Origin of the sequence: Halostagnicola sp. A56 (assembly GCF_000691505.1) — an archaeon.
GTDB lineage: Archaea > Halobacteriota > Halobacteria > Halobacteriales > Natrialbaceae > Halostagnicola.
This window is the reverse complement of record NZ_JMIP02000014.1, coordinates 449430-472019: the sequence shown is the minus strand read 5'-3', so window position 1 is coordinate 472019 and position 22590 is coordinate 449430. Positions and strand designations below refer to the sequence as shown.

The window sequence follows — 22590 nt, the reverse complement described above, 5'->3', positions numbered from 1 at the left end:
AGGTCAGACTCGCGTTCTATCGAGACGCTCGAGAGGCACCGCGACCGACTCGTCGGGCGGCCGCTCGAACCGGTCGGGAGAGATAATCGGTGCGAGGGTCTCGAGCGTCTCGACCAGCCGGGGACCGGGACGGTTGAGATAGTGGTTGCCGTCCATCGCCCAGACGCGGTCGTTCCGAACGGCAGAAAGCTCTGCCCACCCCTCGAGTGCCGTCAGATCCGACAGGTTCGCGGCCGTCTGCGCGAGGTCGAACCCGCACGGCGCGACGACGATGACCTCGGGATCGTACGCGCGGATCTCGCCCCACTCGCGGGGCCTCGAGGCCTCGCCGGGGTCTGCGAGTCCGTACTCGCCGCCGGCCCACTCGACGAGGTCCGCCGTCCAGTGGCCCGCGACCATGACCGGATCGGTCCAGTCGAAGACGGCGACGCGCGGTCGGTCGCTCGAGCCGCTCGGTTCAGTGCTCGAGTGGGTTACAGTGGCGCTCGAGTCGGTGACGGCGTCACTCGAGTCGCGGCGTTCGTCGTTCGCCCGGGAGCGGACCGATTCGATCCGATTCTCGAGGTCGTCGACCACTGCGCGGGCTCGTTCGGCCTTTCCAGTCGCCTCGCCGATGCGCTCGACGTCGTCCAATACGTCGCCGACGGTGTGGGGATCGGTCGTCAGAATCTCCGGCTCGGCGTCGATCCGTTCGACCGCTCGCTCGACGACGACCTCGTCGACCGCACAGACATCGCAAACGCCCTGCGTGACTATCAGCTCGGGCTCGAGTTCTTCGAGCGTCTCGAGGTCGACATCGTAGACGCCGTCGCCTTCGGCGACCGACTCGAGGACCTGTCGGTCGATCTCGGAGCTGCCGGCGTCGGCGTCGACGCTCGAGGCCGTGACCGCGGGCAGCGATCGAACAGACGGCGGATAATCGCACTCGTGGGAGACGCCGACCGGCTCGAGACCGAGCGCGGTCACGATCTCGGTCGCCGACGGCAGCGTCGTGACGATTCGCATAGCTGGGTCGTCGGTTTACAGGCTTAAAAACGGGACCCTCGACGTCGACTCGAATCTCGAGCCGACGACACTGCCAGCACTTACCGCTCCGGAGAGTTCGCCTCGATGTCGAACTCGTCGGTCTCGAGTTCGTCGCCGCCGACGTCGACGGTGCCGTCCTCGATCTCGATGACGACGCCCTCCTCCGAGGGTTCGCCGCGCCCGAGAACGCGCATGGCGGCCGACTCGGTTTGCTCGTTGATCGCCCACACGAATCGCAGGACAGTCTCGAAGTCGGTTCCGGCGGCGCGACCGACGCCGTCGTTCGCGAGTTCGCCGAGGCTCTGTGCGCCCTCCGGATGGAGGTACTGGATCGGGTGATCGTTCGGCACCTCCTGCAGGTCGACGTCGAACGACCAGAGGTACGGTAGCAACTGGACGGCGTACCCGTGCGGTTTCGGCGCTCGTCGCCCGGCGGCGGTCAGCGCGACCGTCGCGGCCGTGCTTTCTGCGCTCGTGTCGTAGTAGACTCCCTCGAGGCCCGGAATTGAGACTTTCACGGGAGAACCCTAGGGGCACCCGCTCGAGAGTCTGTACCCGGCACAGCCAACCTCGTTTTATCGGGGTGAGTACGCCGAAGATTGCTGTACGTTCGACGGTTGCCGTACGTTCAGAGATTGCTGTACGTTCGGCGGTTGCTCGACGGCGATGGCTCCGCGGCCGGCCTACTCGAGGTCGTAGAGGTCGCCGTACTTCGCGTCGACGTACTCGAGAAAGTACTCCGCTGTGAACGGCTCGCCGGTCGCCGACTCGATCAGGTCGGGCGTGGTGTAGCGCTTTCCGTGCTGGTGGACGTTCTCGCGGAGCCAGCCGTTCAAGTCGTCGAACTCGCCCGCACGAATCCGGTCGTCGAGATCGCCGAGTTCGTCCTCGGCGGCCGCGTAGAGTTGGGCCGCGAGCACCGATCCCAGCGAGTACGTCGGGAAGTAGCCGAAGGAGCCGTGCGACCAGTGGATGTCCTGCAGACAGCCCTCGCGTCGGTCTCGGGTCGCACGCCGAGGTACTCCTCGTACTTGTCGTTCCAGACCGCGGGGACCTCGGAGACCTCGAGGTCGCCGGAGATCAGGTCCCGTTCGATTTCAAAGCGGATCACGATGTGGAGGTGGTAGGTCAACTCGTCCGCGTCGACGCGAATCAGGTTGTCGTCGTAGACCTGATTCGCGGCCTCGTAGGCCTCCCGCGGGGAGACGTCCTCGAGTTCGGGGAACCGCTCTCTGGCGGTCGGCAGGAAGCGATCCCAGAACGGCCGGGAGCGCCCGACGTGGTTCTCCCAGAGTCGCGACTGAGACTCGTGGACCGTGAGGTCTCGAGCCTCGCCAAGCGGCGTGGCGTACTCCTCGTCGGGGAGGCCGATCGTGTAGTTCGCGTGGCCGAACTCGTGGATGACCGACGTGATCGAGCCGAGCAGGTCCGCCGGCTCGAACCGGGTCGTCACCCGCGCGTCGAACTGTGTCCCCGACGAGAACGGGTGCGGCGCCGTATCGAGGCGGCCACGATTCCAGTCGTAGCCCAGGACATCGAGGGCGTCCCGAGCCAGCGCCTCCTGATCGTCGTCGTCGAACTGGCCGGCGAACGCGTCGGTCGCGAGGGCCGCGTTGCTCTCGTCGATCGCCTCGAGCAACGGCACGAGCGTATCGCGCAACTGCTCGAGGATTTCCTCGGCGGTCTCGAGGTCTATGTACGGCTCGTATTCGGCGAACAGGACTTCGTAGGGATCCGCGTCGGGGTCGATATGGGCGGCGTACTCGCGTTTGAGGTCGACGAGTTTCTCGAGCGTCGGCGCGAACTGCTCGAAGTCGTCCTCCTCGCGAGCCTGCATCCACGTCGGGTGCGCGTTGGAGGTCGTCTCCGAAATCTCCTCGACGAGTTCCTGTGGCACGCTCGTCGCGCGGTCGTACTGCCGACGGACCTCGCGGACGACCGCCCGCTGGTCATCGGTGAGATCCGCATCCGCGGCCTCGAGTTCCGCGAGACGGTCGCCGGTCTCCTCGTCGGTTAGCAGTTCATGGCTGAGCGCAGAGAGCGTTGAAAGCTGTTTCGCTCGCGCCGGGGTCCCCGCGTCGGGCATGATGACCTCCTGATCCCACCGCAGAATGCCCGCGGCGTTGCCGATGTTCGAAATCCGCTCGATACGCTCCTCGAGGCGGCCGTACGCCTCGGTTGCGTCGGTCGCCGTCTGTGTCTGATCTGCTGTCATTAGAACACAGTATGAGTGACTCACCCATCAACGTCCGGGTTCCGGTGGAAGCGGCGAACCGACGAGACTCGCCGTCACTCGTCGATATCGTGTTGATAAATCGCGAGGTATATAGAGCCGATCGCACAGAGAATACCGCCGGCAAAGAGCAGCGAGTACGGCGATTCCTCGGGCGCGAGCCACGAGTCAGTCAGCGTCAGCCCGATGAATCCGATGGGAAGCAGGACGAGCGCCCCGTTTTGCATCGCCATCGCGATGCGCCAGAGCCACCCCCTCGAGGCCGACGAACTCGTCGAATCGTCGAGTCGCTTACGGTCGGTTCCACCGGCGTCCATTGAACGAGTTGACAGTCTCGAGGAGCGTAAATCCACCGGAGAACGACACTCGCGGACGACTGACTCATCAGGTGTCGTGGACGACCACGACCGTCATCGGCGCGGTACGGACGACCGATTCGGAGACGCTGCCAAAGAGGAGTCGCCCGGCTCGTTTGCGGCCGTGACTGCCGATCACGATCTGCTCGACGTCGTTTTCGACGGCGTACTCGACGATCTCGTGTGCCGGTTTGCCCGTTTCGACGACCGTCTCGACGTCGCGGTCGGCGTCGGACGCCTGCTCGACCGTCTCCTCGAGCAGGTCCGTCGCGTGACGGTTCGCGCGCTCGTAGCCGGGAAACTCCTCCGCAGAGGAGGTAAACGCCGCCCAGTACCCCTCGGGGAGTTCGATCACGTGTATCGCCGTGATCGACGCCTCGGGAAACTCCGCGAGCGCGTACTCGAGCGCGGCCGTCGCCTGCGGCGAATCGTCGATCGGAACCAGAATTTGCTCGACCATGTGATCACCCACCACGGACGATGGCTTAAACCATCCCTACCGGACGAATCGACCGCACCCGACAGGGCGACGTTCCACATCAGCCCTACCCGGGTGGGGCGTCGTCGAACTCACACCCACCGCGCTGCGAGTCGCCGATAGGTCTCGAGACACCGCTCGAGGACCGAGATCGAGACGCTCTCGGTTTTCGTGTGCGCCTCGCCGGGCTCGGACGCGCCGTAGATGACACACTCCGTGCCGGCCCGCGAGAGCCACCCCGCGTCCGTCGCGTGGGGTTTCGTCGCGAGTTCGGGAGCGGCCGATTGGGACCGGCCTGCGGCCTCGCGGACCGCGTCCGCGAACGCGCCGTCGTCACACCGCATCGGCGGCAGGTCCTGGTCGACCGTCCATTCCACGCCCTCGAGGTCCGCCACCGTCTCGAACGACGCCCGCTCGCCTGGCACCGTTCGCTCGTCGACCGTGATCGCACAGTTCTCGGGGACGACGTTCCACGCCGAGCCGCCCTCGATTTCGGTGACGACGAGACTGCCCTCGAGTCGGTCGCCGGCAACCTCGAGCGACGGAGCCTCGAGATCCCGAATCGCATCGACGGCGTCTGTGGCGCGGTAGATCGCGTTCTCGCCGGCCTCGGGTTCGCTCGCGTGGGAAGCGGTGCCGCGGGCGGTGATCGTGCTCGCGCGCCGACCCTTGTGGGCGACTGCGACGTCCGTGACATCGGGCCCGGAGTAGTTCGTCGAGCCTTCGCCGACGACGGCGTAATCGGGCGCGAAGCCGTTCTCGATCGCGTGGCGAGCGCCGATACCGCCGTCTTCCTCGCCGACGAAACTCGCGAAGACGAGTTCGCCGGGCCAAGGGTCGGCGTCGGCGTTCGAACCGGAGTTCGCACCCGAGGTCGAGTCAGCACCGGGGGCCGAGTCAGCATCCGAGGCCGACTCGAGGCCAGTGTCTGGGGCCGACTCGAGGTCGGCGTCTCGGAACGCGATGGCCGCCGCCGCGAGCGAGCCTTTCATGTCCGCGGTCCCGCGGCCGTAGAGTCGGCCGTCGCGTTCCTCGACGACGTACTCGCCGTCGTCGACCTGGGCGTCGTCCGGCGGAACGACGTCGTGGTGGCCGACGAGCGCGAGCGTTCGCAGGTCAGCCGCTCCGGTCTCAGCAGTATCGACTGCGTCGCTCGAGCGTCGCCGGGCGATGACGTTTCCGATTTCGTCCCGCGTGACCGCCGCGTCGGTTTCGGTCCGCAGCCACTCCTCGAGGGCGTCGCCCGCCGCGGTCTCGTCCTCGTGGCTCGGGATCGAGACCAGCGTCCGGGTGAGATCGACGACAGACATAGCGAGCGGTACGGTCTCGAGGGTGTTCGTTCCACCGGAACACATCGAAGTGAGACCGCATCGACTCAGCCTACCGCCGTTAGTTGGCGACTCGACTTCGACGGTTCGTGAGTAGCGCTCGAGCCCGCCAACCACCGTCCCGCTCGTTGAACACCCTTATTGGCGTCGGGTACCGTAGATTGACACATGAACGTCGTGCCGGACACGAGCGTGGTCATCGACGGCCGCGTCTCGAAGACGATCGAAGACGGGCAGTTCGAGGGAGCGACGGTTTCGATACCGGAACCCGTCGTCGCGGAACTCGAGGCGCAGGCCAACGACGGCTACGATAGCGGCTGGGATGGACTTTCCGAGCTCAAGCGGCTGGCCGACCTGGCCGACGACGGCGTCGTCGATATCGAATACGTCGGCGAACGCCCGAGCGCCATGGAACGCGGCCACGCCTCCGAAGGCGAGATCGACGCCTTGATCCGGGATCTGGCCGAGGACCTCGAGGCCACCTTCATCACGAGCGACATCGTCCAGGCCGAGGTCGCGCGAGCCAAAGGCCTCGAGGTCGAGTACGTCTCGCCGGAGACTCGAGAAGTGGGCACCCTCACCGTCGAGGACTACTTCGACGAGGAGACGATGAGCGTCCACCTCAAGACGGACACGGTGCCGATGGCCAAACGCGGCGCACTCGGCGAGATGCGCTACGAGGAGATCGCCGACGAGCCGCTCGATGAGGCGACGATGGACGAGTACGCCCGCGAGGTCGTCGATGGAGCCAAGGAGTCGAGCGACGGCTTTATCGAACTGAAAGAGCCAGGTATGCAGATCGTCCAGTTCCGGGACTTCCGGATCGCAATCGCCCGACCCCCCTTCTCGGACGGCATCGAGATCACCGCCGTTCGGCCGATCGCCCAGACCGACATCGAGGACTACGAGCACGCCGACGAGTTGAAAGATCGGCTGCTCGAGCACCAGCGCGGGGTCCTGATCTCCGGTGCGCCAGGAGCGGGCAAATCGACGTTCGCGCAGGCAGTCGCTCGGTACATCTCGGATAACGACTACTCGGTGAAGACGATGGAAAAACCCCGAGACCTGCAGGTCGGCCCCGAGATCACCCAGTACACCGAACTCGGCGGACAGATGGAAAAGACCGCGGACGCCCTGTTGATGGTCCGACCCGACTACACCATCTACGACGAGGTCCGCAAGACCAACGACTTCGAGGTCTTCGCGGACATGCGACTCGCGGGCGTCGGCATGCTCGGCGTCGTCCACGCCACGCGACCGATCGACGCCCTCCAGCGGCTCATCGGTCGGGTCGAACTCGGAATGATCCCGCAGGTCGTCGACACGGTGGTTTACATCGAGGCCGGCGAAGTCGCGAAGGTCTACGACGTCCGGACGGAGGTCAAGGTCCCAGCGGGACTCACCGAGGAGGACCTCGCCCGGCCGGTGATCCAGGTCACGGAGTTCGAAACCGGCGTGCCCGAGTACGAGATCTATACCTTCAACCGACAGGTCGTCACCGTCCCGCTCGACGACGACGAGGGCGGCCCCGGTTCGGAATCCGGCGTCGACCGCATCGCCAAACAGGAGATCGAACGGGAGATTCGCTCGATCGCCCACGGCTACGTCGACGTCCAGCTCAAGAGCCAGGACCGGGCGGTCGTCTACGTCACCGACGACGACATCTCGAGCGTCATCGGGAAGGGCGGCGGTCGGATCAACGACGTCGAGAACCGACTCGGCATCGACATCGACGTTCGGACCCACGACGAGAACCCCCACGCCGGGGCTGGCGGAGGCGGCGGAACCAAACACGCCGGCGGAAGCGGTCCCGCGGGCGGACGCGGCGGGGCGGACGGCGGCCAGTCCGCCGGCCAGATCGTCCAGCCCGAGATCACCTCGAGGCACATCGTCGTCCCCGTCGACGGCCACCAGAGCGAGACCGTCGAAGTGCAGGCAAACGGCGAGTACCTGTTCACGGCGACGGTGAGCCGCGGCGGCGAAATACAGGTGTCTCGAGGGAGCGCCATTGCGGACGAGTTAGAGCAGGCGATCGATCAGAAAGACCCGATTACTGTCGTCCCGTCGTAAGAACTCCGACCGCGAGTGAGCGAAAGCGAACGAGCGGCCTTTTTTAGCGTAGATTTTTTGGAGGAGGGTGACCCCGAAGGGGGAACCCGACGAGAAAAAAGGTACGCGTGTGAGAGACAGGTGTCTCGAGGGAGTGCGATCGCCGACGAGCTAGAGCAGGTGATCGATCAGAAAGACCCGATTACCGTCGTTCCCTCTTAAGTAGTTCTCGAGCGGGTGAGCGCCCACTCACAGCAGCGTCAACCGCCGGCCGGATGTTTTTCGGAATCCGTACATGTTCTCGTCACCGAGGGCGATCAGGCGGTCCTCGAGCGCGAACAGGTCGCCGGAGCAGCCGGGTTCCTCGGGCACTGAAGCGGTCCAGGCCACCGTCCCGTCGCGATCGATAGCGAACAGCCCACAGTCGTCCATCTCCGGGGTCGTTCCGCGAGCGTAGAGACGGTCGGTGTCGGCCACGATATCGCCCCGGATCTCGCATCCCTCGAGCGTCCAGTGGCGCTCGCCGCTCGAGCAGTCGATCGCCCGAATTGTCCCATCAATGGCGCGATAGGCGCGGTTCGCGACGATGGTAGGGGAACTACCCGAGCGGTCGATCGAAAGCCTACCGCGCTGGGTGCCGGCAGCGTCGACGAACCACAGTTCGTCCTCGCCGCTTTCGGTTTCGATGCCGAGAACCGCGACCGATCCCGCGGTCTCGAGCCAGTAGGGCGTCGACGGGAGCGCACGCGAGACGGTTCGTGTCCCCTCGGCGTCGTACCCGAGCAGCGTGGGGTCGCTTCCGCCGACGATCCAGACGTGATCGGCTCCAACCGCTCCGTCGTCGAGATCGTCGATCGGAGCGTCCTCGCGGTCGATCGAGAACAGTTCCTTGCCGTCGGCCAGTGCGAACGCGACCACGCCCGCTTGGTGAACGCCGACGGCGAGGGTCGGCGAGGCGCGGAACCTGAGTCTGGGGCCGTCCCACTCGGTCGTCCAGACGGTGTCCGGGTCGTCGCTGTCCCGGCTCGTGACGCTCTCCGCGCCTCCATCCGCCTCGTCGGGGTCCGGTTCGAGCGCGACTACGGTTTCGTTCTCGAGCGAGCAGACGACCCGCCCGTCCGCAACGGCGGGGAGACCGGCGTACTGACTGGCGGTCTCACCCTCCCAGACTCTCGACCCGCTCGAGTCGTAGGCGGTCACCTGCGCGTCGTCGAGTTCGACGAAACCGCCGCTTCCGAAATCGATACCCTGCCCGCTTCGGTTGCGAATTCGATACAGCAGGCGTCGACCGGACCGCCACAGCGAGCCCCCCGTGTCCGCGCTCGGATGAATGCCGGTGGGCAGTGACTCCTCCCAGACGAACTCGCCACCGCCGGGCTGGTAGCCACAGCCGGCGACGAGCGCCGACGCTCCGGTCGCCACCGTACCGAGCACCCGCCGTCGTGACCACCGGGATCGGTTTTCGCTCACCGCTGGATCCTCTCCTGTTCGAGATCTCGAAGGTACTCGAGGCGCTCGGCCGTCGGCGGGTGCGTATCCGGGAAGATGTCGGTGCTGATCAACTCCGCCGAACTGAACGCGCGGGACTCGAGTGGGGCGAGATAGAGCGCTTCGACGCCGCCGTCGAGGTCTCGAAGGTCGTCGTCCGGCACGTCGGGCATCGTCTCGTCGATCTTCTCGAGGGCGCTCGCGAGGGCGGCCGGAGAGCCGGTGATCGTCGCCGCGGCCCGATCGGCAGCGTGTTCGCGGTACCTCGAGAGGAGCCGATAGAGGAGGACGCTCGCGAACCAGAACATCGCTGACACGGCGAGCGTGAGGACCGCGGTAACGACGATGACGACGATAGCGACGAGGAGTCCGCGACCGTCGCGATCGCCGCCCGACGAGCCGCCTCCCGCGCCGAGAACGCGAACGAACCCGTACAGGACGTAGAACGCGACGATCGCGAGGTAATAAGTGATCGTCGGCAGGAGCCACGCCGCCGTCATCACCCTCGCGTCGCGGTTCGCGAGGTGTGCGAGTTCGTGGGCCAGCGTCGCCTCGAGTTCGTCCTCCGAAAGGAGTTCGAGCAGGCCGGTCGTAACGACGACGGCTTCGGTGTTGCCGCCGGCGACCGCGAAGGCGTTCGGAACCTCGCTGTCGATCACCGCGACATCCGGTTTCGGAACGTCCGCCTGCGCGGCGAGGCGGGTGACCGTCGCGTGAACCGTGGGATACGAGTCCGCGTCGACCCGGCTCGCGCCGACCGAGCCGAGCACCGCGCTGGGTCCGTACAGATACTGGATGGCGAGGCCGCCGAGAACGACGACGACCAGGAGGAGCGGACCGACGTAGAACTCGCCGGTGTACGGGCGTTCGTTGGCCCACTCGAGCAACGCGATGCCGACGGTGTTCAGGAGGAAAACGAACGTATAGACGAACGCGAACGGGAGGACAGTGATGAAAAATAGCGCCAACGCCATCCGCAGGCGTAGCTCGCGATCCGGTTCGAGGTCGATCGAGTCGGCGAGCCGGGAGGACATGTGAAGGCGGGGAGTATCCTGACTGGTACTGGGACTGTCTGAAAAATAAACCTGTCCGTGTGTACACAAAAGAGGTACTCGACCGAGTGGAACGATTCGATCGAGTGTGGCAACTCGAGCAAATCGAGTGAGAGCCCGACGCCCTTTCTCGCTACTAGTTGTTTAAGGTGCACTCCTTTATACGAGTAGCATCTCGGTTCAGTCATCAAATGACGAACTACGTGCTGCGCTGCAGCGGTGAACTACGTGACCACTGACGACGGCGGCCTCGAGTCGGACGGACGGCCGTTTCTGACCGACCGGGAGAGTCTGGCCGCGGTGTACGAACGGATAACGTCGTCCGTCGAGTCGCTGGTCGCCGACGCGAACGCCGACGGGGTCGTCGTCGCGATGAGCGGCGGCGTCGACTCGACGCTGACCGCGACGCTGGCCGCCGACGCGGTCGGGAGCGAGAACGTCCTCGCGCTGGGGATGCCCTACCACAAGACCGAACAGGCGGGGATGGTCGATGCTCGATCGGTCGCCGAGGATCTCGAGATCGACTTTCGCGAGATCCACCTCCGATCGCTGATCGACGCCTTCGACGAGTCCATCTCACCGGCGCTCGAGCCGGACCGAGAGTCGCTGTCCCGCCCGAACCAGCGAAATCACGCGCTCGGGAACGTCGCCGCTCGAATGCGGATGGTTACGCTGTACTACGCGGCCAATCGCCAGTCGCAGATCGTTCTGGGAACGGCGAACCGCTCCGAGTCCCTGCTGGGGTACTTCACGAAGTACGGCGACGGCGCCGCCGACTGTTATCCGATCGGCGACCTCTACAAGACCGAGGTGCGCGCGCTCGCGGACTACCTCGACGTTCCTGACAGGATCATCGATAAGGAGCCGACGGCTGGGTTTTACGTCGGCCAGACCGACGCGGACGAACTCGGAGCCCCCTACGCCGTCATCGATCCCCTCCTCGAGCGGGTGGTCGATCGAGGCCAGTCGCTCGAGGACGCCGCCGACGAGATGGGTATCGATCGGAAGACCGCACGAGAAGTGCTGGGGATGTGCGACTCGTCCGAACACAAGCGGACCGTCCCACAGACGCCAGGGATCGACGACAGAGATCGAGCCTAACGCGAACGTGCTTGTGGTCCGATTATCTCGGGTCGTCGTCGGTCCGGTACAGGTCGGTGTTTCGCCAGTAGAACGTCCCCCAGGCGGTCACGAATCCGGCGATCATCCCGAGCAGTTCGCGAACAAGTCGACCGAGCCCAATCTCGAGGGTCACCGCGATGGCGAACCCGGCGGCGATGGCCGAGCCGACCACTACGAAAAAGACATCGCCGAAATAACTCGCCGAAGAGCCCTCCCAGTAGGCGGCGCGGTCGTCTTCGTACCAGACGCTGACGTAGATGACGACCAGTGACATCCCGGCGATGAGCGTCACGACGTAGTATTCCGGCGGGAGGCCGATTCGACCGAGTACGACGGCGTTGAGCAGTTGCGCGAAAACCGCTACCGCGAACAACCCGAGTAACAGCCAACCCCACTGAGGAAGGCGCTCTTTGTCCATAGACGAGAACGTCACCGCGCGAAAATAATCCTACCGCTCCGCCGGTTACGCTCGAGGCCGATTACTCGGCACAGCAGGCGTCTTTCTCCGCAGGGGCGTCCTCGACGCCGTTGCCGTCGGCCGCGACCGGCTCTTCGATCCGATACAGGCTCTGGCGCGCGTCCGCGAAGTAGATGTCCTCGTCGACGATGCCGATGTCCTCGAGTCGCTCGAGGGCGTAGCGAACGGTTCGAGCAGAGAGCATCGACTCCTGAACGATCTGTTTCTGGGTCAACGGACCATCGTACTCGAGCACCTTGAAGACGAGTTTGGCGCTCGGCGGCAGATCTTCGATTTCCTCTCCGTCGGTCTCTTCCATACTACGAATCGAAAACTCCCAGACGCATAAAAGTTGAGCCTTACTCACGTGGATCGGACGTAAGTATTCGAAAGAAACGTTCGAAAAATACCGTTATGGATCGTTACGACCGAGATATTGAGCTAATTGACCAGTCAGTCAGGTGTCGGAATGACCGTGCGCGATCACCGGATCGAATCGTGTCGGGCGAAATTTAGACGGGACAGCGAGAGTGCAGTTCGGAGACAGAGAGCGGACGACCGAGGACGCTCCGAGAACTGCACTCGTTGGACGGACGTGAAACGACGTACGGGGCCTCTCCTAGCCCGCGAAGACCGGATTACCCTTCACCGATCAGTCGATCCTCGTCGGCCCACTCCCGTTCTCTGAGTTCGTACTTCTGGGTCTTCCCGGTCGCGGTTTTCGGGAGCGTCTCGACGTACTCGATTCGCCGAACGGCCTTGTAACTCGCGAGTTCCGCTCGCGTGTAGGCGGTCAGTTCGTCGGCCGAAACCGGCGGGTTCGCGACGTCGCCCGACGACGGAACGACGAACGCCTTCGGCGTCTCGCCCCACTCGTCGCTCGGTGCCGGGATCACCGCCACGTCCGCGACCGCGTCGTGGTCGAACAGCGCGTCCTCGAGCTCGATGCTCGAGATGTTCTCGCCGCCGGAGATGATGATGTCTTTCTTCCGGTCGCGGATCGCGATCATGCCGTTCTCGTCGACGGTCGCCAGGTCGCCCATGTGGTAGTAGCCCTCGAGGCGGTCCGAGAACGCCTCCTCGGTCGCCTCGGGCTTGTTCCAGTAGCGATCCATCACCTGATTGCCACGAACGACGACTTCCCCGAGTGTCTCGTCGTCGCGGGGAACGTCCTCCCCGTCCTCGTCGACGACGCGAACGTCGCTCCCGAGGATGCCAAAGCCCTGGCGTTTCTTTATCTCGAGACGGTTCTCCTCGTCGATGAGGCGTTTGGCGTCCGAAATCGTGATCAGCGGGCCGGTCTCGGTCGCCCCGTAGAGGTGTTTGAGATACCAATCGAACTCGTCTTCGACGGCGCGGATCGTGGCCTCCGGCGGCGCGCTGCCGGCGGTCGTCACCCGGACATCGTTCGCCCCGGACATCGCTGGCTGGCCCTCGGACTCGTAGTAGTCGAGCAACTGGTTGAGTACGGCGGGGGCGGCACACAGGAACGAGACATCTTCGCCCGTTATCGTCTCGACGATGGAGTCGGGCGAGACGCCGCGCGTGCAGACGTGCGTCGCGCCGATCCCGGTGACGGCGTAGATGTGTCCCCAGCCGTTGACGTGGAACATCGGCAGGGTCCAGAGGTAGACGTCGTCGTCGGTGAGTTCGTGATAGATCGAGACGAGGTACGCGTGCATCGTTTCGGTCCGATGGGTTCGACAGACGCCCTTCGGATCGCCCGTCGTCCCCGAGGTGTAGTTGATCGTGATGACGTCGTCCTCGGCCATCTCCGGTCGGTCGTACTCGGGACTCGCCTCCTCGAGGGCGTCGTCGAACGATTCCCAGCGACCGACAACCGCGTCTGCGTCGTTCGTGATGAACGTCTCGGTCGGCACGTCCTCGCGGATCGCCTCTATTTTCTCCGCGTACTCGTAGTCGGCGACGACGACGTCGACACCAGCATCCGAGAGGATGTACTCGTAATCCGACGGCGTCAGTCGGTAGTTAAGCGGCGTGTGGACCGCACCGATCTGCATGGCCCCGTAGGCCGCCTCGAGGTGGTAGTGGGTGTTCGGATCGAGCACCGCGACCCGGTCGCCCTTCTCGACGCCTCGATCCTGTAACACCGCGGAGAACCGATCGGCTCGCTCGCCGAGCTCCCCGTAGGTGAACCGATCGCCGTCCGCGCCGACGATCGCCTCCGCCTCCGTGTAGTACGTCCGCGCCTGATCCAGAAAATCCGTGACGAGCAGTGGCGTCTCCATACAACACGGTCTCTAAACAGTAATGATTAATATTGCGGTTCCGGAGCGTCCTCGAGACGCCTCGGAGACGACTCGGGCCACCAGACGCGTCCCAGCCAATGCGAACGGCTTTTCACCGACGGCGACTGAGTTCGGCGTATGTCGACGGAATCGATTAGCGACCGATACGAGCACATACGCTCGGTCAGCGTGACCGCGCTGTCGGCGTTGCTCGGGGTCGCCACCGCGTTCGTCTGCCTCTCGCTGTACGGGACCGGCGAGGCGGGCGCGCAAAATCAGGAGGCGCTATTGGTCGTCCTCGGAGCGATCGTGATTCAGTTCCCGGTCATCAAGCTCTCCGGAATCTACAACGAGGGCGAGTTCGGAGCCAAACACTACCTGTTCATCGCGTTCATGACCTTCTCCCTGTGGTTCGTGACGTGGGGAATCCTGCTCACCACGGGGGTCACGATCTGACGATGGCAGACGATAGCATCGCCGTCGTAGACTTAGACCGATGCCAGCCGGATCGGTGTAACTACGAGTGCAAGAACTACTGTCCGCCGAACCGAACGGGCAAGGAGTGTATCACGCTCCGCGGCGAGGAACCCGATCAGGGCCAGCCCGAACAGGTCCGCATCTCCGAGGAGATCTGTCTCGGCGAAACCTGCGGTATCTGCGTCGAGAAGTGTCCCTTCGACGCAATCGAGATCATCAACCTCCCGCAGGAACTCGAGGACGATCCGGTCCACCGCTACGGCGAGAACGCCTTTTCTCTGTACGGACTTCCCGCCCCACAGGAAGGGCAGGTAACCGGTATCCTCGGCCCGAACGGCATCGGGAAGACGACCGCCGTTCGCATCCTCGCGGGCGAACTCGAGCCGAATCTCGGCCGCTACACCGAATCGCCCGGCTGGGAGGAGGTGCTCGACGCCTATCGTGGCACCGAACTGCAGGACTACATCGCTGACGTGCGCGACGGCGACGTGACCGTCTCGAGAAAGCCCCAGTACGTCGATCAGATCCCCCAGCAGTTCGACGGCAACACGCGGGAACTGCTCGAGCGAACCGACGAACGCGGCGAACTCGACTCGCTGGTCGAACGGCTCTCGATCGGCCCGGTGATGGACCAGTCTATCGACGACCTCTCGGGTGGTGAACTCCAGCGGGTGGCCATCGCGGCAACGCTCGCTCGTGACACTGACTTTTACTTCCTCGACGAGGTGACGCCCTATCTCGACATCGGCCAACGAGTAACCGCCGCACGGCTCACCCGCGAACTCGCCGAAGAGGAGGGCAAATCCGTCCTGGTCGTCGAACACGACCTCGCGATTCTCGACCTGCTCTGTGACACCCTCCACGTCGCCTACGGTGAACCCGGTGCCTACGGTGTCATCACGACGCCCAAATCCGTCCGCAACGGTATCAACGAGTACCTCTCGGGCTACCTCGAGAACGAGAACATGCGGATCCGGCCGAGCCAGATCGAGTTCGAAGAGCACGCGCCGCGAAACGCGACTCACCGCGACACGCTCGTCGAATATCCGGATATGACGAAATCCTACGGCGACGGCGAGTTCGAACTCGCAGTCGAGGGCGGCAAGATCATGGAAGGCGAAGTGCTCGGCATCGTCGGCCCGAACGGTATCGGGAAGTCGACGTTCGCCAAGTTGCTCACCGGCGACTTAGAGCCCACGACGGGCGAAACAGATCTGGATCTCGACATCTCGTATAAACCCCAGTACGTCACCATCGACCAGCACATGCGCGTCGACGTGTTCCTCTCGTCGATCACAGACCAGTTCGGTTCTTCACACTGGAACACCGAAATCGCCCAGCCGCTGCAACTCGAGCGGATCATGGAACAGAACCTCTCGGATCTCTCGGGCGGCGAGCGCCAGCGCGTGGCCATCGCGGCCTGCCTCTCCGATACCGCCGACCTGTACTTGCTCGACGAGCCGTCGGCCCATCTCGACGTCGAACAGCGGGTGCAAGCGACGAGCGCGATCCGACGCCACGCCGAGATGCACGACGCCACCGTGCTCGTGATCGACCACGACACGTACGTGATCGACCTGCTCGCTGACCGGCTGATGGTCTTCGACGGCGAACCCGCCATCGAGGGCCGTGCCGGAACGCCACAGCCGATGCGCGAGGGGATGAACGACTTCCTCGAGAACCTCGAGATCACGTTCCGACGCGACGAGCGGACCTCGCGCCCGCGGATCAACAAGCCCGACTCGCAGTTAGATCGCGAGCAGAAACGCGAAGGCGAGTACTACTACTCAGTCTGATCGCAACACGACTCGAGCGGACCGCGACCTATTTTCCGGTGCCGTTTAGCGAATACGCGACGAGAAATCCCGCGATCGCGAGCACGACGCCAGGCAACGCGTACACAATCACGGCGCTCGAGACGGCCACGCCCCCCGTTGCGCCGAACACTGCCCCGGCGGCAGCAACGAGGACGCCGGTAAGAACCAGCCCGAGAGCGATCGAGACGCTCAGGGCGTCGAAGCCGTCTTTCTCGACGGGGTCAGGACGTTCCAGCGGATCGACGAGCCGCCACGTCGGCCCCGTTTCCGTCCGCTCGAAGCGCCCGCCGAGCGAGGCCTCGAGCAGCGAGTTCACCGTTCGACCCGCTGCTCGAGCGGCGGTCCCCCGAAGGCCGTCCCACTCGTCGGCGTCGTGCTCGCGGTCTGCACGCGCGAGGTACACCGATTCGCCGACGAGGTGGCCGACGGAGGCAGCGTCGTAGCCGACGTCCTCGACGATCCGGGCCAGCAGATACTCCTCGGACCAGGGGATCGGCTTCTCAAGTTCGAACGACGTCGTCCGGCCGTGGGGTAGCGCGACCTCGAGACGCACCGTCGTCTCGTCGACGGTCTCGAGGTCGGTGACGCGACCCTCGACGTAGCCTCCGGCGTCGACATGACGTCGACCCGGCCGAGTTCGTCCGCGAGGTCGCGCGGCCGTGACTCATCGCGGTCCTCGAGTGGAGCCGAATCGCGACGCCACGGCGCGGTCTCGAACTCACCTTCGGACGGCATCCCGTCGTCCGACGACTCGTCGCCGGAACGGTCGCCCTCGGTTTCGACGTCGATTTCGATCTCCCGCTCGTCGTCCGTCATCGGCGCTCACCTCCGCACCAGCCGCTACTCGAGGCCGAATCAGCCGTACCGTTCCGCGAGAAGATGGCGGACATCACGGCAGTGATCGTAGGCGACCGTACGAGGTTAGTGCCTAAATCGTTGTTCCCGACGGTGAGACGCGGAGCCCGTCGGAGTGAGCGAGCTACTCGAGTGTGGCGCGAACGACGCCGAACAGTCCGTCGCCGTGTCCCGATCGAACGCGGTCGGTCGCCGTCGGTTCGGCCGCCAGTTCGTCGCCGTCCAGTTCGTTGCCGTCCAGTTCGTCGCCGTGCGGTTCGTCACCACCCGATTCATCGCCGTCCGATTCGTCGTCACCCGATTCCTCGAACACCGTCTGGAGCCGATCGCGAACGACGAATCCCGCGTCCTCGAGCGCATTACAGACCTCCGCACCGGTGACGAACCGCGCGTCCGCGTAGAACGGGCTCTCGTCTTTGGTCGCCTGATAGCCCTGCCCGAGCGGACTCGAGCGGTCGAGAAATGCGACGACGAGTTCGCCGTCGGCCGCGAGCACGCGCCGGGTTTCCGCGAGCGCGCGCTCGAAATCGTCGAGGAAACACCAGACGGTGACGAACACGACCCGCTCGAGCATGTCATCGCGGACAGGAAGCCGTTCGGCGACGCCCCGAATCGGCTCGACGCCTCGATCTCGAGCCGCAGATAGCGGGTTCGCCGCCGGATCGATTCCGACCGGAATCCCGAGCGGACCGGCAAAGCGGCCGGTGCCGACGCCGACCTCGAGCGTAGTGGGAGCGGCGAGGGCATCACCGGCGTCGGTGTCGTCCACGGCATCTGTAGGCGGTTCATCTTCAGGGGGTACGCGATCGAGTGCGGCCAGTTCCGCTCGGTAGGCATCACGGTTCGATTCGAACCACGCGTCGTACTCGTCGGTGAGCGTCTCGAAGGGGGCAGTGGTGGGCATTGGTTCGAATACGGCGTGCCAGTAAAGAAATGTTAGGTCCGCTCGCGAAGAGAGCGGTTGACGTGCAGACTACGTTATCAGCCGCTGACAGCTCCCACAGAGATTCTCCTCTTTGATGTCGACCTCGCGCACCGTCGGAGAGAAGTTCATCACGCAGCGGTTGTTGTCGCAGTGTTCGAGCCCGTAGGTGTGGCCGATCTCGTGGACGATCTCCTTTCGGACCCGATCCTGAAAGATGTCGGCGGCGCTCTTGTTCGAGAAGCCGCCGTCCGAGGACGTCTGGAGCCGATAGGTCGAGACGACGCTCCCGCTGCCGTCTAGGTACGCGAGTCCGAAGACGTAGTTTCGGCGCCGGTAGAACAGATCGTGCGGCGTGATCGCGATGTTCTTCTCGCCCCGGCCGGTTCGTTCTGCAAGCTGGATAAACGCCTCCGCAGAGTACTGGTTCCGTCCGTCGTCGTAGGCGCCGCTTGGAATCGACTGCGAGTCGTTGATCGCGACGTCGCAGTCGTAGACGGAACGCAACGCCGTCGAGGCCGCCCGCTTGACCTCCGCGGAGACCGACCCCACCGGAACGATATCGACGAGCATAGAAACGACTATGGCCGCAGGTGCCATAAACGTCCCGCCATGGCATACTCTCGTCGGAATACGGAGGCAATCCGCGATTACCTCTCGAGCGCGGATCGGGTGGTCGAGGTGGGGATCGGCCGCCGAACCGATCTGGCGAGCGTGCTGGCGAAATCCGGGGTTTCCGTCACCGCAACCGACGTTCACGATCGATCCGTTCCCGACGCCGTGACGTTCGTTCGCGATGACATCGTCGAACCGGAAATGGGCGTCTACGAGGGGGCCGACGCCGTCGTCGCCCAGAACCTGCCGCCGGAACTCCACCGGCCGACGCTCGCGGTCGCTCGAGCGGTCGACGCCACCTTCGTGTTTACGACTCTGGGTGGCGACCAGCCGACCGTTCCGGTCGAACGGAAGACGATTCCAGGCGGGACGCTGTTCGTCGCGGACTGACCCGGCCGGGGAGCCGAGACGCCGATCCAGAACACTGAGGTCGAGGTACTCTCGTTATAGGATATGCTCGTGCTCATCGGGTTTCTCTTCAGTCTGCTGACGATCCCCGGCGTGGTGGTCCACGAGTTCGCTCACAAGAAGGCCTGCGACCTGATGGGGGTTCCCGTTGTCGACGTCGCGTACTTTCGACTCGGAACGCCCGCCGGCTACGTCACCCACCGCGAACCCGACCGCTATCGGGAATCGTTCGTCGTCAGCGTCGCGCCGTTTGCGTTCAACACCGCGGTCGCGTTCTCTCTGTTCGTCGTCCTCGCCGCCGTCGTCCGCTCGAGCGGCGCGCTCGAGGGCGGTATCGGGCCCGGTATGACGCTCCCGGGCGAGGAAATCGTCGCAACGGCGGTCGCGTTGGGCTGGCTCGGCTTCAGCATCGGCTCGCAGGCGTTCCCGAGCACGGGCGACGCGAGGACGCTGTGGAACCGGACGCGATCGGAGTGGCGTCGCTCGCCGTCCGTGCTCCTCGGTATCCCGTTCGTAGTCGCCATCTACGTGGCAAACCTGCTCTCGTGGTTTTTCCTCGATACGCTCTACGCGATCGGGCTGGGAGTCCTCGCGGCGTGGTTGACGCTCTCGCTCGGCTTGTGAACCGTCTCGGAATCAGCCCCGAGGCGCTCGGCCTGCTCCGTCCGTAGAACCGCTCGTCAATCCGCGTCTGTCGTCGAACCGGGACGATACCGCCGGCTCACGGCCTTCCAGCGACCGGAGCGAAAGAGCCAGTAGTTGATCCCGCCCGGGACGAACGTCTCGAGCAAGAACGCGAGATAGAGCGCCGAGACTCCGAGCGGCGTCACCAGACCCAGGGCCGCGGCGGGGAGCGCGCAGGCGTACCGTCCGATCAGCGAGGCGACGAACGGCCAGCGGGTCGCGCCGGCACCTAACAGCGCGCCGGCGGCGCCGCCGTCGATCCCGAACCCGATCGCGCTTATCGCGCCGACCGCGACGAAGGTGCCGGCCTGGCCGACCTCCGCGGGACTGCTCACGAACACGCTGGCGATCGGATCGGCGAACATCAGGACGATCGCGGCCGCGCCGACGTAGAGCAGCGTCGACAGCCGGACGATCGCCTCGCCGTAGGCCTCGGCCTCGTCCTCGTCGTTCGCGCCGAGGTGCTGGCCGACCAGCGAACTCGAGGCCAGAGACATCCCCCAGTTGATGCTGTTGATCAGGCCGCGGACGCGTCTGCCGACCTCGTAGGCGGTGACGATGACCGGACCGAACGCGGCGGCGATCCAGAGCAGCGGGAAGACGACGACGCCCTGTGCGAGCCGCCGGCCGATCTCCGGCAGCGAGATCTCCATCAGCTGGCGGACGATACCCGCGTCGAACAGCGGCCCGGTCCGGGTGAGCGGGACGGGACTCGGTTCCATTCCCAGCGCCCCGTAGCTCCGTCCGAACATCCCCCACGCGAGCACGACGGTGACGAACCCCGTCGAGAGTGTGGTACCGATCGCTGCGCCGGCGACGCCCATGTCGAACCCGAAAATGAAGAGCGCGCTGAGGACGACGTTGAGAACCGCGCCGCCGCCGCGGGCAATCATCTCCGTGAACGTGTCGCCGATCCCGGTGTACGTTCGGCTCGCGATGAGGTTCAACAGCTCGAAGAGGACCGCCGGCGTGACGAAGGTCAGGTAGGTGCTCCCGTGACGGATCGAATCCGGATCGTTGCCGAGGAGATCGATCAACGGCTCCGTAAAGAGGGTGAAGACGGCCATCACCGGGAGCGCGAACGCGATCGCGACCAACGCGCTCTGTTTGACCACGATCGAGGCCCGGCCGGTCTGCTCGCCACCGTAATTCTGGGAGACGAGGGTGACGGTCCCGCCGGCGAGGCCCAGTCCGAGCATGGTCACGACTTCCCAGTAGGCCAGCGCGAACGCGAGCCCGGCGGTCCCCGTCGTGCCGACGGCGATGCCGACCATCGCCAGATCGGCCGTCTGCTTGGACATGATCGCGAAGCCGGTCCCGATCCGAGGCAACGCGAGTTCCATCGTCGGGCGGAACCGGTCGGCGGAGATGATGCCGAGGCGCTCGAGTCCGCGCGCGACAGCATCGACGATCGTTCGCTGTCCCCCGCTCATTGAGTGTCTGTAGCGGAGACGCCGACTTCCATCTGCTGGTTCGAGCGCGAATCCCGGCAGTCGCCGGGAGACGGTCATGACCGACCGAGCGACCGGACGGATTCGGCGCGTTTTATCACCTCGAGCCCGTTGCTCGACGTATGACTACAGCCGAGAGTGCGAACGAAGACGACGGCGGGAGGACCCCGACCGAGGGCGACGATGTGACCGCGAGCGTCGCCATCGACGCCGACGCGGTCGTCCTCGATATCGACGGCGTGCTCGTCGACGTCGAAAACTCCTACCGGCGCGCGATCATCGAGTCCGTCGAACGGGTCTACGACCGGACCATTCGGAAGGCGGACATCCAGCAGTTCAAGGACGCCGGCGGGTTCAACAACGACTGGGAACTCACGTACGCCGCGGCGCTGTACGTGCTGGCGACCGAGGAAGGCTACCGCGGCTCGATCGACACCTTCACCGACGAGATCGCCGAAAACGGCGGGGGCCTCGAGGCCGCGACGACGGTCGTCCGCGAGGGGATCGGCGCGACGGCGACCCAGCGCGTGACCGACCGCTGGGATCGCGACCGCCTCCGGGACGTTTTCCAGCAGCTCTATCTCGGGAGCGACCTCTACCGCGGGCTCGAGGGCGGCGAGCCCGAGAGCGAAACGCGCGGGTTCATCCACGACGAACCGGTCTTGCTCGAGAACGACACTCGAGAGCGGCTGACCGACGGCTACGACGTGGGCGTCGTGACCGGGCGACCGGAGGCCGAAGCCGAAATCGCCCTCGAGCGGGTCGGCCTCGAGATCGATCCCGGCGACCGGTTCACGATGGACGACTGGGAGGAAGGCAAACCGCACCCGCACGCGCTGACGACCCTCGCGGCGCAGTTCGAGGCCGAGACCGTCGTCTTCGTCGGCGACACGCTCGACGACGTGCGGACGGCCGTCAACGCGAGCGAGGCGGACCCGGATCGGACCTACCACGGGATCGGCGTCCTCACCGGCGGGTTGACCGGCGACGACGGGCGACGGAAGTACGAGAGCGAGGGCGCATCGCTCGTCCTCGAGTCGGTAAACGAAGTGCCGGACGCACTCGAGGAGTAGCGGATTCTCGGTGAAAGATCGATTTCAACTCGTGGCCACGAATCGATTGATACCTACAAGAGCGGGCTACCAGTCCGCTGCGACGAACAGCCCGTAGAGGACGAGACCCCCGCCGAGGACGATACCACTGAGCCACCTGCCGGTAGCGCCCGAGCTCACGACGGCGAGGCCGACGATACCGAGCCCACAGAGCGACCAGAACAGGCCGGTCCAGTAGCGGTTCAGATCCGCGAACAGGGGCGACAACCGCGGCGCGAGTGCATCCGCAACGCCGATACCAACCAGTGCGAGACATGGGATCACCTCGGCGATTGTAGCCGAGTCCCCGTGAAACTCGAAGAACCACAGTGCCACCAGCCCGAGCCCGATATACGAGAGGCCACTCCAGAGCCCTCGCTCGCCCAAGTGGCCATCCCCAGCCATTGCCGTTCTGTTGGAGACGTGACGGAA

Annotated in this window: 22 protein-coding genes and 1 pseudogene; 7 read left to right on the top strand and 16 right to left on the bottom strand. The window is 65.0% G+C overall.

The features are described 5' to 3' along the window. Positions 1-3: 3 nt before the first annotated feature. From EL22_RS04205 to EL22_RS04180, 6 genes and pseudogenes are all read right to left on the bottom strand, one after another. Positions 4-1005 carry an ABC transporter substrate-binding protein gene (locus EL22_RS04205; protein WP_050050294.1) on the bottom strand — a complete coding sequence of 334 codons (1002 nt, stop codon included), beginning with the start codon at positions 1003-1005 and terminating at the stop codon, positions 4-6. 80 nt (positions 1006-1085) lie between these two features. Continuing rightward, positions 1086-1544 (bottom strand): hypothetical protein, encoded by a 459-nt coding sequence (locus EL22_RS04200; protein WP_050050293.1) that lies wholly within the window; start codon positions 1542-1544, stop codon positions 1086-1088. Between the two features lie 165 nt (positions 1545-1709). Beyond that, a pseudogene (locus tag EL22_RS04195) lies at positions 1710-3241 on the bottom strand (carboxypeptidase M32). 74 nt (positions 3242-3315) lie between these two features. After that, on the bottom strand, positions 3316-3576 hold the full coding sequence (locus EL22_RS04190) for a hypothetical protein (protein WP_050050292.1): 261 nt from the start codon (positions 3574-3576) through the stop codon (positions 3316-3318). Positions 3577-3643: 67 nt separating this feature from the next. After that, a complete protein-coding gene (locus tag EL22_RS04185; RefSeq protein WP_050050291.1) occupies positions 3644-4075 on the bottom strand; it encodes a universal stress protein in 432 nt (143 codons plus the stop codon). Between the two features lie 110 nt (positions 4076-4185). Then, positions 4186-5403: a M20 family metallopeptidase gene (locus EL22_RS04180; protein WP_050050508.1), complete on the bottom strand. Its 1218-nt coding sequence runs from the start codon at positions 5401-5403 to the stop codon at positions 4186-4188. A gap of 186 nt (positions 5404-5589) precedes the next feature. On the opposite strand from EL22_RS04180, the gene EL22_RS04175 reads away from it, so the two are divergent. Beyond that, positions 5590-7491, top strand: coding sequence for a PINc/VapC family ATPase (locus EL22_RS04175; protein WP_050050290.1), 1902 nt, complete (start codon positions 5590-5592; stop codon positions 7489-7491). A gap of 228 nt (positions 7492-7719) precedes the next feature. Here the strand turns inward: EL22_RS04175 and EL22_RS04170 are convergent, their stop codons facing one another. Together EL22_RS04170 and EL22_RS04165 are read right to left on the bottom strand one after the other, a co-directional pair. After that, positions 7720-8940 carry a PQQ-binding-like beta-propeller repeat protein gene (locus tag EL22_RS04170; RefSeq protein WP_082146657.1) on the bottom strand — a complete coding sequence of 407 codons (1221 nt, stop codon included), beginning with the start codon at positions 8938-8940 and terminating at the stop codon, positions 7720-7722. Beyond that, the gene (locus EL22_RS04165; RefSeq protein ID WP_050050288.1) at positions 8937-9992 is read right to left on the bottom strand and encodes a M48 family metalloprotease; all 1056 of its coding nucleotides are present in this window, start codon (positions 9990-9992) and stop codon (positions 8937-8939) included. Before EL22_RS04165 ends, EL22_RS04170 begins: the two co-directional genes overlap by 4 nt. A gap of 246 nt (positions 9993-10238) precedes the next feature. Between EL22_RS04165 and EL22_RS04160 the strand changes: the two genes are divergently transcribed. Then, positions 10239-11111: an NAD+ synthase gene (locus EL22_RS04160; RefSeq protein ID WP_231587872.1), complete on the top strand. Its 873-nt coding sequence runs from the start codon at positions 10239-10241 to the stop codon at positions 11109-11111. Positions 11112-11133: 22 nt separating this feature from the next. Here the strand turns inward: EL22_RS04160 and EL22_RS04155 are convergent, their stop codons facing one another. The 3 genes from EL22_RS04155 to EL22_RS04145 all read right to left on the bottom strand — a co-directional run bounded on the left by EL22_RS04155 (position 11134) and on the right by EL22_RS04145 (position 13838). After that, positions 11134-11550 carry a hypothetical protein gene (locus EL22_RS04155; RefSeq protein ID WP_050050286.1) on the bottom strand — a complete coding sequence of 139 codons (417 nt, stop codon included), beginning with the start codon at positions 11548-11550 and terminating at the stop codon, positions 11134-11136. A gap of 61 nt (positions 11551-11611) precedes the next feature. After that, positions 11612-11908, bottom strand: a complete 297-nt coding sequence (locus tag EL22_RS04150) for a winged helix-turn-helix transcriptional regulator (RefSeq protein WP_050050285.1) — start codon at positions 11906-11908, stop codon at positions 11612-11614. A 319-nt stretch (positions 11909-12227) separates the two neighbouring features. Continuing rightward, the gene (locus EL22_RS04145; RefSeq protein ID WP_050050284.1) at positions 12228-13838 is read right to left on the bottom strand and encodes a long-chain-fatty-acid--CoA ligase; all 1611 of its coding nucleotides are present in this window, start codon (positions 13836-13838) and stop codon (positions 12228-12230) included. Positions 13839-13976: 138 nt separating this feature from the next. Between EL22_RS04145 and EL22_RS04140 the strand changes: the two genes are divergently transcribed. Then, on the top strand, positions 13977-14294 hold the full coding sequence (locus EL22_RS04140) for a hypothetical protein (RefSeq protein ID WP_050050283.1): 318 nt from the start codon (positions 13977-13979) through the stop codon (positions 14292-14294). 2 nt (positions 14295-14296) lie between these two features. Then, positions 14297-16111, top strand: a complete 1815-nt coding sequence (locus EL22_RS04135; protein WP_050050282.1) for a ribosome biogenesis/translation initiation ATPase RLI — start codon at positions 14297-14299, stop codon at positions 16109-16111. 28 nt (positions 16112-16139) lie between these two features. On the opposite strand, the gene EL22_RS04130 is transcribed toward EL22_RS04135, so the two are convergent. From EL22_RS04130 to EL22_RS04120, 3 genes are all read right to left on the bottom strand, one after another. Then, complete coding sequence (locus EL22_RS04130; protein ID WP_050050281.1) at positions 16140-16685, bottom strand: hypothetical protein; 546 nt, start codon at positions 16683-16685, stop codon at positions 16140-16142. A 426-nt stretch (positions 16686-17111) separates the two neighbouring features. After that, positions 17112-17891 carry a class I SAM-dependent methyltransferase gene (locus EL22_RS04125; protein WP_050050280.1) on the bottom strand — a complete coding sequence of 260 codons (780 nt, stop codon included), beginning with the start codon at positions 17889-17891 and terminating at the stop codon, positions 17112-17114. 69 nt (positions 17892-17960) lie between these two features. Further along, entirely contained in the window at positions 17961-18482 is a 522-nt protein-coding gene (locus EL22_RS04120) for an archaemetzincin family Zn-dependent metalloprotease (RefSeq protein ID WP_050050279.1), read from the bottom strand. 39 nt (positions 18483-18521) lie between these two features. Here EL22_RS04120 and EL22_RS04115 point away from each other — a divergent pair, with 39 nt between their 5' ends. Continuing rightward, the gene (locus EL22_RS04115; RefSeq protein ID WP_050050278.1) at positions 18522-18914 is read left to right on the top strand and encodes a UPF0146 family protein; all 393 of its coding nucleotides are present in this window, start codon (positions 18522-18524) and stop codon (positions 18912-18914) included. Between the two features lie 63 nt (positions 18915-18977). Then, positions 18978-19556 (top strand): metalloprotease family protein, encoded by a 579-nt coding sequence (locus tag EL22_RS04110; protein ID WP_050050277.1) that lies wholly within the window; start codon positions 18978-18980, stop codon positions 19554-19556. A 56-nt stretch (positions 19557-19612) separates the two neighbouring features. Here EL22_RS04110 and EL22_RS04105 read toward each other — a convergent pair whose 3' ends face one another. After that, positions 19613-21049 carry an MATE family efflux transporter gene (locus tag EL22_RS04105; protein ID WP_050050276.1) on the bottom strand — a complete coding sequence of 479 codons (1437 nt, stop codon included), beginning with the start codon at positions 21047-21049 and terminating at the stop codon, positions 19613-19615. A gap of 221 nt (positions 21050-21270) precedes the next feature. Between EL22_RS04105 and EL22_RS04100 the strand changes: the two genes are divergently transcribed. Continuing rightward, entirely contained in the window at positions 21271-22140 is an 870-nt protein-coding gene (locus EL22_RS04100) for a TIGR01548 family HAD-type hydrolase (protein ID WP_050050507.1), read from the top strand. 66 nt (positions 22141-22206) lie between these two features. On the opposite strand, the gene EL22_RS04095 is transcribed toward EL22_RS04100, so the two are convergent. Beyond that, the gene (locus EL22_RS04095) at positions 22207-22563 is read right to left on the bottom strand and encodes a hypothetical protein (protein ID WP_050050275.1); all 357 of its coding nucleotides are present in this window, start codon (positions 22561-22563) and stop codon (positions 22207-22209) included. Between the last annotated feature and the right edge of the window lie 27 nt (positions 22564-22590).